At 62.2% G+C, this 14,784-nt stretch carries 13 protein-coding genes; all 13 read right to left on the reverse strand.

The features are described 5' to 3' along the window. Window positions 1-2: 2 nt before the first annotated feature. Window positions 3-440, reverse strand: a complete 438-nt coding sequence (dtd, locus tag CQ002_RS22355; protein WP_105161519.1) for a D-aminoacyl-tRNA deacylase — start codon at window positions 438-440, stop codon at window positions 3-5. Beyond that, on the reverse strand, window positions 437-1,408 hold the full coding sequence (pip, locus tag CQ002_RS22360) for a prolyl aminopeptidase (RefSeq protein ID WP_034108800.1): 972 nt from the start codon (window positions 1,406-1,408) through the stop codon (window positions 437-439). Before pip ends, dtd begins: the two co-directional genes overlap by 4 nt. Window positions 1,409-1,511: 103 nt before the next feature. Continuing rightward, window positions 1,512-2,441, reverse strand: a complete 930-nt coding sequence (locus CQ002_RS22365) for an alpha/beta hydrolase (protein WP_105161518.1) — start codon at window positions 2,439-2,441, stop codon at window positions 1,512-1,514. Window positions 2,442-2,577: 136 nt separating this feature from the next. Beyond that, window positions 2,578-3,513: a choline ABC transporter substrate-binding protein gene (locus CQ002_RS22370; RefSeq protein WP_034108796.1), complete on the reverse strand. Its 936-nt coding sequence runs from the start codon at window positions 3,511-3,513 to the stop codon at window positions 2,578-2,580. Between the two features lie 181 nt (window positions 3,514-3,694). Next, window positions 3,695-4,495, reverse strand: coding sequence for an N-formylglutamate deformylase (gene hutG, locus CQ002_RS22375; RefSeq protein ID WP_105161517.1), 801 nt, complete (start codon window positions 4,493-4,495; stop codon window positions 3,695-3,697). 12 nt (window positions 4,496-4,507) lie between these two features. Next, window positions 4,508-5,713: an imidazolonepropionase gene (gene hutI, locus CQ002_RS22380; RefSeq protein ID WP_105161516.1), complete on the reverse strand. Its 1,206-nt coding sequence runs from the start codon at window positions 5,711-5,713 to the stop codon at window positions 4,508-4,510. A 15-nt stretch (window positions 5,714-5,728) separates the two neighbouring features. Continuing rightward, window positions 5,729-7,138 carry an amino acid permease gene (locus tag CQ002_RS22385; protein ID WP_105161515.1) on the reverse strand — a complete coding sequence of 470 codons (1,410 nt, stop codon included), beginning with the start codon at window positions 7,136-7,138 and terminating at the stop codon, window positions 5,729-5,731. Between the two features lie 160 nt (window positions 7,139-7,298). Continuing rightward, window positions 7,299-8,837 carry a histidine ammonia-lyase gene (gene hutH, locus CQ002_RS22390; RefSeq protein ID WP_105161514.1) on the reverse strand — a complete coding sequence of 513 codons (1,539 nt, stop codon included), beginning with the start codon at window positions 8,835-8,837 and terminating at the stop codon, window positions 7,299-7,301. Between the two features lie 36 nt (window positions 8,838-8,873). Further along, window positions 8,874-10,382, reverse strand: a complete 1,509-nt coding sequence (gene hutH, locus CQ002_RS22395) for a histidine ammonia-lyase (protein ID WP_034109366.1) — start codon at window positions 10,380-10,382, stop codon at window positions 8,874-8,876. Between the two features lie 135 nt (window positions 10,383-10,517). After that, on the reverse strand, window positions 10,518-11,342 hold the full coding sequence (locus CQ002_RS22400) for a glycine betaine/L-proline ABC transporter ATP-binding protein (RefSeq protein WP_025859024.1): 825 nt from the start codon (window positions 11,340-11,342) through the stop codon (window positions 10,518-10,520). Continuing rightward, complete coding sequence (locus CQ002_RS22405; RefSeq protein WP_034108788.1) at window positions 11,339-12,190, reverse strand: proline/glycine betaine ABC transporter permease; 852 nt, start codon at window positions 12,188-12,190, stop codon at window positions 11,339-11,341. The genes CQ002_RS22400 and CQ002_RS22405 overlap by 4 nt, the downstream gene beginning before the upstream one ends. 71 nt (window positions 12,191-12,261) lie before the next feature. Then, window positions 12,262-13,227 carry an ABC transporter substrate-binding protein gene (locus tag CQ002_RS22410; protein ID WP_034108786.1) on the reverse strand — a complete coding sequence of 322 codons (966 nt, stop codon included), beginning with the start codon at window positions 13,225-13,227 and terminating at the stop codon, window positions 12,262-12,264. A gap of 69 nt (window positions 13,228-13,296) precedes the next feature. After that, window positions 13,297-14,754 (reverse strand): cytosine permease, encoded by a 1,458-nt coding sequence (locus CQ002_RS22415; protein WP_105161513.1) that lies wholly within the window; start codon window positions 14,752-14,754, stop codon window positions 13,297-13,299. Window positions 14,755-14,784 lie beyond the last annotated feature (30 nt).

Here is a 14,784-nt window from a genome sequence, read left to right on the forward strand (position 1 = left end):
ATTCACGTCTGCAAGAGGAAGGTCACAGGGCCATCATTGACCAAATGCACCTGCATATCGGCGCCAAAACGCCCCGACGACACCTTGCCATGCAATTGTTGCGCTTGTAACAGCAAGTGATCAAATAGCGCCGCTCCCAGGGCCGGTGGGGCCGCTGTGGAGAAGCTCGGCCGCAGCCCGCTCTTGGTGTTTGCTGCCAGGGTGAACTGCGACACCAGCAGCAGACCTCCATCGATATCCTTGAGCGACAGGTTCATCTTGCCTTCGTCGTCGCTGAAGACGCGGTAGTTCAGCAGCTTGTGCAGCAGCTTATCGGCACTTTCGGCGGTATCCGAAGGCTCGACAGCCACCAGCACCAGTAAACCCTGGTCGATGGCCCCGACGATTTCACCCGCCACCTCGACCCGGGCGCCTCGCACCCGTTGCAACAGGCCCTTCATGCTTCTTCAGGTGGTAGGTCGAGCAAGCGGCGTGCCATTTCGCTGGTCGCACGCACCAAGGCATCGGTGATACCGGGTTCGGACGCCGCATGGCCGGCCTCGCGGATCACCTGCAGCTCACTGTTGGGCCACGCCTGATGCAACTCCCACGCGTTATCCAGTGGGCAAATCATATCGTAGCGACCGTGAATGATTACGCCAGGCAGATGCGCGATCTTGTGCATATCGCGGATCAGCTGGTTGGGCTCCAGGAACGAGTTGTTGGTGAAGTAGTGGCACTCGATACGCGCGATGGACAGGGCACGTTGCGGCTCGGAAAAACGCTCCACATGCTGCGGGCTCGGGCACAGGCCCAGCATCCGCCCTTCCCAGCCCGACCACGCCTTGGCCGCGTGCATCTGGGCGATCTGGTCGTTGCCGGTGAGGCGCTTGTGATACGCCGCGATCATGTCGTGGCGCTCTTCCGGTGGGATAGGCGCGATGTAATCCTGCCAGTAGTCCGGGAACAGGCGGCTCGCGCCCTCCTGGTAGAACCAGTGAATGTCCTGTGGGCGCGCCAGGAAAATGCCGCGCACGATCAGGCCATGCACACGCTCCGGATGGGTTTGCGCGTAGGCCAGGGCCAGGGTCGAGCCCCATGAGCCGCCGAACAGCACCCATTTATCGATACCCAGGTGCTCGCGGATGCGCTCAAGGTCGGCGACCAGGTCCCAGGTGGTGTTGTTTTCCAGGCTGGCGCGAGGGGTGGACCGCCCGCAACCACGCTGGTCAAAGGTGACGATGCGGTAAAGGTTCGGATCGAAATAGCAGCGGCTCTGGGCATCACAACCGGCACCAGGGCCACCATGGATGAATACGACGGGCAAGCCTTCGGGGGTGCCACTTTCATCGACGTACAGCGTGTGGGTGTCATCGACTGCCAGATCGTGCCGGGCGTAGGGTTTGATCTGCGGGTACCAAGTCTGCATTGCGCGCTCCGTAGGGGGTCGGGTTCATCCCTGGGGGGACGTCTTTTATTCTGCCGTCTGGCACTATAAACCCGAATTGTGCAATCAGCATGTCCTTGAGCACTTAGACCTGTGTCAGCCCTTCGCTCCCCAGGTAATTGAACAGGTCATCGTAGAGACGGTCCACCTCCGGCACCTGCCGCCGCGCCCGCAGGCAACCATGGACCAGGCCCTTGCCGGGATACAGCACGGTGGCCACGCCCGCCGCCTGCAGGCGTTCGGCGTAGAGCCTGCCGTCATCGCGCAGCGGGTCGAACTGCGCCACGGCGATGAATGCCTTGGGCAAACCGCTGAAATCCACGGCCAACAGCGGCATGGCATAAGGTGAGGGCTGGTCGCTGCCCCGCAGGTACAGCGCCAGGTAGCAGTCGGTGTCGGCACTGCTGAGCAGCGGCGCGTCCATGCAGTCGCGTCGTGACGGCAGGTCGCAAGGGCCACCCAACCCCGGATAAATCAGCACCTGAGCCCCGGGCAGCGGCTGCCCGTCGTCCCGCAAGCCCAGGCACAACGCCGCGGCCAGGTTGCCGCCTGCGCTGTCGCCAATCACCACCAGGCGTCGCAGGTTGATCGCGTGAGGCCCCTGCCCGGCCTGCATGGCTTGCCACACAGTGCGGCAATCCTCATAAGCGGCCGGGAACGGGTGCTCGGGCGCCAGCCGGTAATCGATGGCGATCACCAGTACCTGCAAGGTCGTGGCCAGTTCGAAGCAGATGAAGTCGTGGGAATCCAGCCCGCCGACCACCCAGCCGCCGCCGTGCATATAAAGGAGGCACGGCCACCCATCAGGTGGCGTGGGTGCGGTGGGCAGATAACTGCGCACACGAACGCCCGTCAGGGTGAAGTCCTCGACCTGCAAGCCTGCGGGTTGCGGCGGGGTGAATGCACGGCACATGCGGTCATAGCCTGTGCGCAGCCCAGCCAGCGACGAGTCGTTGCTGGCGAAGGATTCGGTCTTGGCGACGAAGGCGGCGAGCTGGGGAGAAATCGGGTACATGCGCAAATATCCCTGACGATGAACATCCACTGTAGGAGCGGGCTTGCTCGCGAAGGCGGTGTGTCAGTCAAGACATTCACGACTGATAAGCCGCCTTCGCGGGCAAGCCCGCTCCCACATTTGTCCGGTGTTGCCCTCAGGGCTTGAGGCTGGCTTGCACGGCCGCCACGCCATCGCTGCCATCGAACGCTTGAACCCCGGCCAGCCAGCGCTGCAAGTCCTCGGGATGATCACGCAGCCATTGCCTGGCCACAGCCTGCGGCGACTGGCGCTCCATGATCGGCACCATCAACTGGCTTTCCTGAGCGGCGGTGAACGTGAGGTTTTCCAACAGCCGGTTGGCATTGGGGCAGCGCTCGGCAAAGTCCGGCGCGGTCACAGTGGAGACGGTAGCGCGGCCTTCGTCGGGGCCAAACACGTCTTCACTGCCGGTGAGGTAGGCCATTTTCATGTTGATATTCATCGGGTGCGGGGTCCAGCCGACGAACACCACGAATTCCTTGCGATTCACCGCGCGCTGCACAGCGGCGAGCATTCCTGCCTCACCGGACGCGACCAGTTTGAAGCCGCCCAGGCCGAAGCGGTTGGTGTCGATCATTTTCTGGATATCCGTGTTCGCGCCACTGCCAGGCTCGATCCCATAGATCTTGCCACCCAGTTTGTCCTTGAAGCGGGCGATATCGGCGAAGGTCTTCAAGCCCGCATCGGCCACGTACTGCGGTACGGCCAGGGTGGCCTGCGCGTCGGCCAGGCTCGGGGTGTCAAATACATGGACCTGCTTGGCCGCCAGGAATGGCGCGATGTTGTTATCCATCGCGGGTTTCCAGTAGCCGAGGAAGATATCCAGGCGTTTGTCGCGGATGCCAGCGAAAATAATCTGCTGCACGGCGCTGGTCTGTTTGCTGTCATAGCCCAGGCCATTGAGCAGCACGTCGGCCATGCCGGAGGTGGCGACCACGTCAGTCCAGCTGACCACGCCCATGCGGATATTTTTGCAAGAGGCCGGCTCGGCGGCCATGGCGTTGGCGCCAATCAACAGGGCGCCGGTGAGGGTCAACAACAGTCTTTTCATGGAAGAGGTCTCACTCGGCTGTTTTTATTCCACAACCTTACCCAGTGAAACCCTGGCTCACACGACCTGTGGCGACCGGCAGTTGCACTGCGGCGACCATGAGGGCGCCTTCGCAGGCAAGCCAGCTGTCACATTTGGAATGTATCCCAAGCTGGGCGCTGGCTTGCCTGCGATGGCGACATCAGCCGTAACGCTGCTGCCCCCAGGCCAGCACCCCTTCCAGCAATTGCTTGAGTACCACCCGCGTCGGCTCGGCCAGGTCGGGGCGATAGCGGAATGGCTCTACCTCTTCCATATAAGTGCTCTGGCACAGTTCCAACTGCACAGCATGGATATCCTGCGCAGGGTCACCGTAATGCCGGGTGATGTGGCCGCCCTTGAAACGTCCGTTGAGTACATGGGTGTACTGCGGATGCGCGGCGCAGATGGCCTCCAACTGGCTGGCCAGCTCCGGATCACACGCGGCGCCGTTGAACGTGCCGAGGTTGAAGTCCGGCAACTTGCCGTCAAACAGGTGCGGGATCACCGAACGGATCGAGTGCGCGTCAAACAGCAAGGCATAACCGAACTCGGCCTTGAGCCGCGCCAGCTCTTCTTGCAGCGCGCGGTGATAGGGCCCCCAGATCTTTTGGAGGTAAGTCACGCGCTCTGCCTGCGAAGGCTCCGCCCCTTCACGGAACAACGGCACACCCTCAAACAGCGTCGCCGGGTAGAGGCCGGTCGTAGCGCCCGCGTACAGAGGCTTGTCGTCGGACGGTCGGTTCAAGTCGATCACAAACCGCGAGTACTCCGCTGCCAGGGTGCTGGCGCCCAGCTCTTCGGCAAAGTCATACAACGTGGGGATGTGCCAGTCGGTGTCCGGCAGGCTTTGCGCCTCGGGGATCAGACCTGCCTCGACAGCAGGCGTGAGGCGCAGGCCGGCGTGAGGCATGCTGATCAGCAGTGGCACGCGGCCTTGTTTGAAGCTCAGAACCTTATCCACAACCCGTACTCCTCAAACAGTGACGTCGACGCCATGGCGTACGACGCGTTTTTCCAACTCGCCGCCCAGCCAGTAGGCGAGGTCGGCGGGACGATCGATCTGCCAGGCAACAAAATCCGCGACCTTGCCCACTTCCAGCGAGCCATGGGTGTCACCCATGCCTAACGCAGTGGCGGCATGTTGCGTAGCACCGGCCAGGGCTTCTTCCGGGGTCATGCGAAACAGTGTGCAGGCCATGTTGAGCATCAGGCGCACCGACAAGGCCGGCGAAGTGCCAGGGTTGAGGTCGCTGGCGATGGCGATCTTCACGCCGTGCTTGCGCAGGGCATCCATTGGCGGCAACTGGGTTTCGCGCAGGAAGTAGAAGGCACCCGGCAGCAAGACCGCAACGGTGCCGGAAGCGGCCATGGCGATGGCATCTTCTTCGGTCATGAACTCCAGGTGGTCCGCCGACAACGCGTGGTAACGCGCGGCCAGGCTGGAGCCGTGCAGCGACGAGAGTTGCTCGGCGTGCAGCTTCACCGGCAAGCCGAGTTGCTGGGCGACTTTGAACACACGCTCTACCTGCTCGGTGGAAAACGCCAGGTACTCGCAGAATGCATCCACCGCGTCCACCAGCCCTTGCGCCGCCAGGGCCGGCAGCATCTCGGCGCAGATGTGGTCGATGTAATCGTCGGCGCGGTCCTTGTACTCCGGCGGCAGCGCGTGGGCCGCCAGGCACGTGGCGCGCACACTGACCGGCAATGCTTCGCCAAGGCGACGCGCCACCCGTAGCATCTTGCGTTCGTTTACCAGGTCAAGCCCGTAGCCGGACTTGATCTCGACCGTGGTCACGCCGTCGCGCAGCAGACTGCGCAGGCGCTTTTCGGCGCTGGCAAACAGTTCATCCTCCGTCGCGGCACGGGTAGCACGCACGGTGCTGGCAATACCGCCGCCCTTGGCCGCGATCTCGGCGTAGCTGACGCCTTCGAGGCGCTGCTCGAACTCGCCGCTGCGGTTGCCGCCAAACACCGTGTGGGTGTGGCAGTCGATCAGCCCGGGGGTGACCCACGTGCCTTGCAGGTCATGCACCTGGGCGTAATCCGCCGTGGGTACCTGGCTGCGGGGGCCGATCCACTCGATGAGCGAACCGGCGGTCACCATGGCGGCATCCTCGATGATCGAGTATTTGCCCTGGGCCATGGTTGCGACGTGGCAGTGTTGCCAAAGCGTTTTCATCAACGCCTCCCTAGATTAACGATGAGACAAGGCCGGGTCGTAGTGGACCCTGGCCGCTTGGCCGGCTGCGGGCTTGACCCACAGCAGGTAGGCAACGACCAGCAGCACGATCCACACGCCCCCGACCAGCAAGGCGGCCTGGGTGTCCGGGAAGTAACCCAGCACACCAAACACGAACAGCATGAAGACAATGGCGGCCGCTGGCGCGTAAGGCCAGAACGGCACCGGGAATTTCAGTTCGGCGACCTGTTCCTTGGTCATCGAGCGGCGCATGGCCACTTGGGTGAACAGGATCATCAGCCACACCCACACGGTGGCGAAGGTCGCAATCGAGGCGATCAGCAGGAACACGTTTTCCGGGATCAGGTAGTTGAGCACCACCCCGCCCAGCAGCGCCGCGCCCATCACCACCACGGTCATCCACGGCACGCCGTGCCTGGACAACTGCGCAAAGCCCTTGGGCGCCTGCCCCTGTTGGGCCAGGCCGTACATCATGCGGCCAGCACCGAAGATGTCACTGTTGATGGCCGAGACGGCCGCCGAGATCACCACGATGTTGAGGATGGTCGCCGCCGAGCCGATGCCCAGGTTGCTGAAGATCTGCACGAACGGGCTGCCTTGGCTACCGATCTGCGGCCACGGGTAGATGGCCATCAGCACGAACAGGGTCAGCACGTAGAACAACAGGATACGCAGCGGCACGGCGTTGATCGCCTTGGGGATCACGCGTTGCGGGTCCTTGGCTTCACCCGCGGTGATGCCGATGATTTCAATGCCGCCAAAGGCAAACATCACCACCGCGAACGAGGCGATCAAGCCGCCGATGCCATTGGGCATGAAGCCGCCGTGGGCCCACAAATTGCTGAGGCCGCTGGCCTGGGTGTCACCGGCCGAATGAATGCCGAACAGCATGATGCCGAAGCCGCCGAGGATCATCGCGACGATAGCGCCAACCTTGAGCAGTGACAGCCAGAACTCCATTTCGCCAAACACTTTGACGTTGCACAGGTTCAGGCCACCGATCAAAAACACAATGCCGAGTACCCAGACCCAACGCGCGACCTCCGGAAACCAGAAGCCCATGTAGATGCCGAAGGCGGTGACGTCCGCCAGGCAGACGATGATCATTTCAAACGCGTAGGTCCAACCGAGAATGAACCCGGCCATGGGCCCCAGGTAGGTGCTGGCGTACTGCCCGAAGGAACCGGCCACCGGGTTGTGCACAGCCATTTCGCCAAGGGCGCGCATGACCATGAACACGGCGGCGCCGCCGATCAGGTAGGCCAGCAGCACGGCTGGGCCGGCCATCTGGATAGCAGAGGCAGAGCCATAGAACAGCCCGGTGCCGATCGCGGAACCGAGTGCCATGAAGCGAATATGTCGGGCACTGAGCCCGCGTTTCAATCCTTTCTCTTGCGGGAGCATTTCTCGTCCTTAATTATTTTTATCCTGAGAAAATTCAGAGCTGCGAACGCTCAAATGTGGGAGCTGGCTTGCCTGCGATGGCGGTGTATCAGTCGCAAATTCTTTAACTGACAGCGAGCGATCGCAGGCAAGCCAGCTCCCACATAGGGCGCCGGTGAGCTTAAAGGCTCGGCAGCAGCTTGGCCGGCACCAGCTCATTCAGGCAGCGGCTGGCAAGCAATTCGCTGGCGGCGATGATGTCCGGGGCGAAGAAGCGGTCTTTGTCGTAGAACGCCACTTTGTCGCGCAGGATGCCACGGGCCTTCTCCAGCTTCGGCGAGGTCTTCAGGCCTTCGCGCAGGTCCAGGCCCTGGCAGGCGGCCAGCCATTCAACGGCCAGAATGCCACGGGTGTTCTCGGCCATTTCCCACAAGCGCTTGCCGGCGGCCGGGGCCATGGACACGTGGTCTTCCTGGTTGGCCGAGGTCGGCAGGCTGTCGACGCTGTGGGGATGGGCCAACGCCTTGTTCTCGCTGGCAAGTGCTGCAGCGGTTACCTGGGCGATCATGAAACCGGAGTTCACCCCGCCATTGCCCACCAGGAACGGCGGCAGTTGCGACATATGCTTGTCCATCATCAACGAGATGCGACGCTCGCTCAGGGAGCCGATTTCCGCGATGGCCAGGGCCATGTTGTCGGCCGCCATGGCCACCGGCTCGGCGTGGAAGTTACCGCCGGAGATCACGTCACCTTCAGCGGCAAACACCAGTGGGTTATCCGACACGGCGTTGGCTTCGACCACCAGCACGTCTGCGGCCTGGCGGAACTGGGTCAGGCAGGCGCCCATCACTTGTGGCTGGCAACGCAGCGAGTACGGGTCCTGCACTTTGTCGCAGTTCTGGTGCGACTGGGAGACCTGGCTGCTTTCGCCGAGCAAGTCGCGATAAGCCGCCGCCGAATCGATCTGCCCACGCTGGCCGCGTGCCGCATGAATGCGCGCATCGAACGGCGAGCGCGAGCCCAGCACCGCTTCCACGGTGAGGCCGCCACACGCCAAGGCGCCCGCGAACAAATCTTCGCCTTCGAACAGGCCACGCAGGGCATAGGCGGTGGAGACCTGGGTGCCGTTGAGCAGCGCCAGGCCTTCCTTGGCGGCGAGGGTCAGCGGCGTCAGGCCGGCGACTTTCAGCGCCTCGGTGGCTTCCAGCCATTCGCCTTTGTAGCGCGCCTTGCCTTCGCCCAGCAGTACCAGGGACATGTGCGCCAGGGGCGCCAGGTCGCCGGAGGCACCCACGGAACCTTTCAGAGGAATATGCGGGTACACCTCGGCGTTGATCAGCGCGATCAGCGCGTCGATCACCTGGCGGCGAATCCCGGAGAACCCACGGCTCAAGCTGTTGACCTTGAGCACCATGACCAGCCGTACCAGCGCATCGCTGATCGGCTCACCGACGCCAGCGGCGTGGGACAGCACCAGGGAACGCTGGAGGTTTTCCAGGTCTTCGCTGGCGATGCGGGTCGAGGCCAGCAGGCCGAAACCGGTATTGATGCCGTAGGCGGTGCGGTTCTCGGCGAGAATCTGCTCCACGCAGGCAACGCTGGCTTCGATCTGCGCCGTGGCGCTGTCATCCAGACTGAGCGTTACCGGCTGCTGGTAGATGGCTCGCAGTTGGGCAAGGCTCAGTTGGCCTGGAATCAGGTTTAGCGCAGTCACATTCATACTCCTTTTGAATAATTCTTTTGAATACATAAGTGTTCAGTGCAAATTCGGTAACGCGGTGTCTTTGACCAGCTTGGCGGCAGCCGCAATGTCCGGCGCCAGCCAACGGTCCTGCTCATAGGCCGGCACCACTTCACGCAGCAAGCGCCAGGCGCGGTCAGTGCCCGCGCCGAAGCGTTGGTCCTTGAGAAACTCGAACGCCTGGGCCGCCAGCAAATACTCAATGGCGAGGATCTGCGTCACATTGCCCAGCACCTGGTGCAGCTTGAGCGCGGCATTGGTGCCCATGCTCAGGTGATCTTCCTGCAGGCCCGAGGTGACGAAGTTGTCGAGCACCGCCGGTTGCGCCAGTTGGCGGTTTTGCCCACACAGCGAGGCAGCGACGTACTGCACGATCATCATCCCGGAGTTGACCCCGGGGTTGCTGACCAGGAACGCCGGCAGGCCGCTGACGTGCGGGTTGATCAGGCGGTCCAGGCGGCGTTCGGCCACCGAACCGATTTCAGCCATGGCAATCGCCAGCATGTCCGCCGCCAGCGCCACGGACTGCCCATGCGGGTTGGCCTGGGACACCACGCGGTAATTGTCCGGGGTGCCGAGCACCAGTGGGTTGTCGGTGGCGCTGTTGAGTTCGGTCTCGATCTGACGGGTGGCGTGTTCCACCTGATCACGCGCCGCGCCGTGGATCTGCGGGATCGAGCGGATGCTCAGGGCGTCCTGTGTGCGAATGCCTTTGCTGCTGGCGATCACTTCGCTGCCATCGAGCAAGGCGCGCAGGTTGATACCCACGTGTTGCATGCCAGGGTGTGGCTTGAGTGCGATGATTTCTTCATCGAAGGCATCGATCTGGCCACGCTGGGCTTCGAAACTCATGGCGCCGATCACGTCGGCCCATTGCAGCAAGTGATGCGCATCCGCCAGGGCCAGGCAGCTCAGGCCGGTCATGCACGGCGTGCCGTTGACCAGGCACAAACCGTCCTTGGCGCCGAGCACCACCGGGTGCAAACCTTCAGCCGCCAGGGCTTCTTGCGCCGAAACGACCCGGCCGCGATAGCTCACAGTGCCGACCCCCAGCAAGGCCACGCCAACGTGGGCCATATGGGTGAGGTAACCCACCGAACCCTGGGACGGCACTTGCGGTGTGATGCCGTGATTGAGCAGCGCCAGCAGCGAATGCACCACCTGCGGATGCAGGCCGGATTTGCCGTGGCTGTAATTGATGATCGCGGCGCAGATGATCGCGCGGGTCTGCTCGTCACTCAGCACCGGGCCGACGCCGCAAGCATGGCTGAGCAGGGTATTGCGCGACAGTTGGCTGAGTTGCTCGCCCTTGAGCGACACATTGCACAACGCGCCCAGGCCGGTGTTCACACCATAGGCGCGCTCACCGCTGGTGACGATGCGCTGCACGATGGCCTGGGCATTGTCGATACGTGCCCAGGCCTGGCCAGACAGCTCGAGGACAGCGCCATGACGGGCGACGGCGACTACGTCCTGCCAGCGCAATGGCGTATCGGCGAGGGTGATTTTTGTTGCCTGGGACATCTTCATACCTTCTTTAATTCTTTTGCAGCCTTACTGGCCTCATCGCAGGCAAGCCGGCTCCCACAGGGGAATGCATTCCAAATGTGGAAGCGGGCTTGCCTGCGACAGCGCCAGCCGGCTCACCACAAGGTCCGGTCAGACCACCGCAGCGCGCCGCTGAACAAACCGGTCCACGTACTCATCCGCCGGCGAATGCAGGATCTCGCGCGGCGTGCCGACCTGGATCAGCTTGCCGTCCTTGAGGATCGCAATGCGGTTGCCGATGCGCACGGCCTCGTCGAGGTCGTGAGTGATGAACACGATGGTTTTGTGCAAGGTCTTTTGCAGTTCCAGCAACTGGTCCTGCATCTCGGCGCGGATCAGCGGGTCGAGGGCGCTGAAGGCTTCGTCCATCAGGATGATGTCGGTGTCGGCCGCCAAGGCGCGGGCCAGGCCCACACGCTGGCGCATACCACCGGAGAGCTGGTGCGGGTATTTGTTTTCGTAGCCCTTGAGGCCCACGGTTTCGATCCAGTGCAGCGCGCGCTCGGCGCACACCTGCTTGGTCTCGCCACGCACTTTCAAGCCATAGGCGACGTTGTCGAGCACGCTCTTGTGGGGCAACAGGCCGAAGCTCTGGAACACCATGCTGATCTTGTGCCGACGGAATTGGCGCAGGGCTTCCATATCCAGTTGCAGGATGTCTTCGCCGTCCACCAGGATCGCGCCGCTGGTCGGGTCGATCAGGCGGTTGAAGTGGCGCACCAGGGTGGACTTGCCGGAACCCGACAGGCCCATGATCACGAAGATCTCACCAGTGCCAATGCTCAACGACAAGTCGTTCACACCGACCACGCAGCCGGTCTCGGCCAGGACCTGATCCTTGGTCTTGCCCTGGCTGACCATGGCCAGCGCATCCTTGGAACGCGCGCCGAAGATCTTGAAGACGTTTTTAACTTCGATTTTGCTGACAGTAGTCATTTGCTCGCCTCATGCCGTGGACGACCATAGGCCTGGGTAATGCGGTCGATGACCACTGCGAGAATCACGATCGCCAGCCCGGCTTCGAGGCCACGGCCAACGTTGAGGGTCTGGATGCCGACGAGGACGTCTTCACCCAAGCCCCGGGCGCCGATCATCGACGCGATGACCACCATCGACAGCGCCATCATGGTCGTCTGGTTGATACCGGCCATGATGCTCGGCAATGCCAACGGCAGTTGCACACCGAACAGTTGTTGCCAGCGGTTGGCACCAAACGCGTTGATGGCTTCCATGACTTCGCCGTCGACTTGGCGAATGCCCAAATCTGTCAGGCGAATCAGCGGTGGCGCGGCGTAGATCACCGTGGCGAAAATCGCCGGGACCTTGCCCAGGCCGAACAGCATCAGCACCGGGATCAGGTACACGAAGCTGGGCATGGTCTGCATGATGTCGAGCAGCGGCATCAGCACCGAACGCAGGCGATTGCTGCGTGCCGACAGAATGCCCAGCGGAATGCCGATCAGCACCGATATCACCGTGGCAACCATCATCAAGGCCAGGGTCTGCATCAGCTTGTCCCACAGGCCTACCGCGCCCACCAGGAACAGCAAGCCGACGATCACCGCCGTGGTCACCAGCTTGCGGGTGGCGTGCCAGGCGACACCGCCGACGATAGCCAGCATCAGCCACCACGGCGCCATGCGCAGCAACCCTTCCAGGTTGACGATGGCCCATAGCAGGGTGTCGGAGATGTGCCGGAACACATCACCGTAGTTGGTGACCAGTGAGTCCACCCAACCGTTGACCCAGTCGGCGATGGAAAACGTAAAACTCTCAGGAAACATATCGTGCTCTCGATCCAGTGGGTTGTGGCCAGGCGCCCGGCTGCCCCTCAGGGTAGCCGGGCACGCTTGACCTACAAGGCCGCGTCGATTTTCTTGGCTGCGTCGTCGCTCACCCAGGCGTGCCAGACTTCAGGATGTTCCTTGAGGAAAATTTTCGCCAGTTTTGGCGACTCAATTCGCTCCTTGGCCATGCGACCCAGGTTCTGATTCAGCAGGTCGATGGGCAGGTTGACCTTTTCCAGCACGGCCACCAGCTCCGGGGCTTGCTCGTGGAAGGTCTTGGATAGGCCGACCTTGATGCTCACGCTTTTATCGACGCCGGGTTTTTCTTCCAGCTTGACCAGGTCGACCTGGCCCATCAGCGGCGTTGGCGACCAGTAGTAGAACAGGATCGGCTCGCCACGCTTGTAGCTCGACAGCACCGCTGCATCCAGCGCCGGGCCGGTGCCTGGGCGGAAGTTGGTGTAGGCGTTTTCCAGGCCGTAGCTTTTCAGCATCTCGCTGTTGTCCAGCTCGCAAGTCCAGCCGGCCGGGCAGTTGTAGAAGCGGCCCTTGGAAGGCTCTTCCTGGTCCTTGAAGACCGAGGCGTACTTGGCCAGGTCGGCGATGTTTTTCAGGCCTGGTGCCTTGGGTTCGAGCTTGCGCTTGGCGTCGCCTTCGATCACGTAGCGTGGCACGTACCAACCTTCGATAGCGCCGACAACCGGGGCACCGACGCCGACGACTTTGCCGGCCTTCTCGGCTTTGTTCCAGACCTCGCTGCGGCCGACCCATTCTTCGGCGAACACTTGGATGTCATTGCTGCTCAGGGCGTTTTCCATGGTGATGGAATTACCCGGCAGGCTGTCGGTTTTGCAGTCGTAGCCTTTTTCCAGCACGGTTTGCAGGATGTCGGTGAGCAACATGCCGCTTTCCCAGTTCAGGCCTGCGAATTTCACTGGCTTGCCGGATTCACACCAGCCGGCCGCCTGGGCGCCAGCGCAGGCCAGCAGGCCTGTAGAGAGCACGGTGGCTAATAGGGTCTTATGCATTTTCATTGTTGTGACGCTCCCAATCTTGAAATGGATTACGGCAGTCAGTAGGCATCCTGCCCTGTCCACGTCCCATCAGGCTTGTGCAGCCAGCCCGTTTGCTCTTGGTATAGCGCCCTGCTCTACCGGCAGGATCAGGTGATCGGGCACCGTGCCGTGCCATTTTTTCGCACACACGTAATACAGCACGGCCGGCAGTACCAGACCGATGATCCAGGAAATATCCACATCCCCCAGCGCGGCCACCAGGGGACCGGTGTAGAACTTGGTGGAGATGAACGGCAACTGCACGAGCACGCCGAACACATAGACGCTGATACCGAGCAGGTTCCAGCGACCGTAGCGTCCGTTCGGGTCGGCGAGCGCCGGCACGTCATAGCGCTCGCGGGTGATGCAGTAGTAGTCCACCAGGTTGATCGCGCTCCAGGGCGTAAAGAATGCCAGCAGGAACAGAATGAAAGATTTGAATGCCCCTAGGAACGAGTGCTGGCCGAGCAGCGCGATCAGGGTCGCGGTGCCGACAATCACCAGCACGAACACCAGGCGCTGCAGGCGCGTCACCTCCAGGCGACCACGGAAGCCGCTGATGATGGTCGCGATGCACATGAAGCTGCCGTAGGAATTCAGCGTAGAGATGGTGACCTTGCCGAACGCGATGCTGAAATACAGCAGCGCAGCGGTGGCACCAGTACCGCTCAAGCCAACGATGTAGGCCACTTCGTGACCGACGAACTGCCCGTTGGACATGGCCGCGGCAAACACGCCGAGGGTCATCGCCACCTGCGCACCCACGACCGAACCCGCGCCAGCGGCGAAAAAGGTTTTCACCGATGACGTCTTGCTTGGCAGGTAACGCGAGTAGTCCGCCACGTAAGGGCCGAAAGCAATCTGCCAGGAGGCCGCGAGCGACACCGCCAGCAGGAAACTGCTCCAGCTGAAGTGGCGGATTTGCAGGAGTGCGCCGACGTCGGTCTGGCTCACCAGGCGACTGAACAGGTAGACAAAGGCAATCACGCCAATGACGCTGGCAACGCGACCGATGAAATGGATCACCCGGTAACCCAGTACCGTGACCAGCACGATGACACTGGCGAAGACCAGGATACCGACGCTGTCGCTGACCCCGAACAACTGCCCCAGCGCCTGCCCGGACAGCACGGTCCCGGTGGCAGTGAAACCGAGGTACATCAGGCACACCAGCACGATCGGGATGGCTGCGCCATACACGCCGAACTGCACCCGACTGGAGATCATCTGTGGCAGCCCAAGCTTAGGCCCTTGCGCCGCATGCAACGCCATGACGCCACCGCCGATCAGCTGACCGATAAACAGCCCGATCAACGACCAGAACACATCACCGCCCAACACCACGGCCAAGGCACCGGTGACAATCGCGGTGATCTGCAGGTTGGCACCCATCCACAGGGTGAACTGGCTAAACAGACGACCGTGTCTTTCCGCTTCCGGGATGTAGTCGATCGAACGCCTTTCGATCAACGGGGTGGTGCTTGCACGTGCGTCATTTGCAGCCATGTGTGTTCAACCTCTGATGGATTGTTCATA

It is taken from the genome of Pseudomonas sp. MYb13 (assembly GCF_002980075.1).
In the GTDB taxonomy this organism is placed as follows: Bacteria; Pseudomonadota; Gammaproteobacteria; order Pseudomonadales; family Pseudomonadaceae; genus Aquipseudomonas; species Aquipseudomonas lurida.

Excerpts from the sequence above, each read along its gene's own strand:
- CQ002_RS22405 (WP_034108788.1), bottom strand. The coding sequence starts at position 12,190 with ATGTTTCCTGAGAGTTTTACGTTTTCCATCGCCGACTGGGTCAACGGT.
- pip (WP_034108800.1), bottom strand. The coding sequence starts at position 1,408 with ATGCAGACTTGGTACCCGCAGATCAAACCCTACGCCCGGCACGATCTG.
- dtd (WP_105161519.1), bottom strand. The coding sequence starts at position 440 with ATGAAGGGCCTGTTGCAACGGGTGCGAGGCGCCCGGGTCGAGGTGGCG.
- CQ002_RS22415 (WP_105161513.1), bottom strand. The coding sequence starts at position 14,754 with ATGGCTGCAAATGACGCACGTGCAAGCACCACCCCGTTGATCGAAAGG.
- CQ002_RS22370 (WP_034108796.1), bottom strand. The coding sequence starts at position 3,513 with ATGAAAAGACTGTTGTTGACCCTCACCGGCGCCCTGTTGATTGGCGCC.
- hutH (WP_034109366.1), bottom strand. The coding sequence starts at position 10,382 with ATGTCCCAGGCAACAAAAATCACCCTCGCCGATACGCCATTGCGCTGG.
- hutI (WP_105161516.1), bottom strand. The coding sequence starts at position 5,713 with ATGAAAACGCTTTGGCAACACTGCCACGTCGCAACCATGGCCCAGGGC.
- CQ002_RS22400 (WP_025859024.1), bottom strand. The coding sequence starts at position 11,342 with ATGACTACTGTCAGCAAAATCGAAGTTAAAAACGTCTTCAAGATCTTC.
- hutH (WP_105161514.1), bottom strand. The coding sequence starts at position 8,837 with ATGAATGTGACTGCGCTAAACCTGATTCCAGGCCAACTGAGCCTTGCC.
- CQ002_RS22385 (WP_105161515.1), bottom strand. The coding sequence starts at position 7,138 with ATGCTCCCGCAAGAGAAAGGATTGAAACGCGGGCTCAGTGCCCGACAT.
- CQ002_RS22410 (WP_034108786.1), bottom strand. The coding sequence starts at position 13,227 with ATGAAAATGCATAAGACCCTATTAGCCACCGTGCTCTCTACAGGCCTG.
- CQ002_RS22365 (WP_105161518.1), bottom strand. The coding sequence starts at position 2,441 with ATGTACCCGATTTCTCCCCAGCTCGCCGCCTTCGTCGCCAAGACCGAA.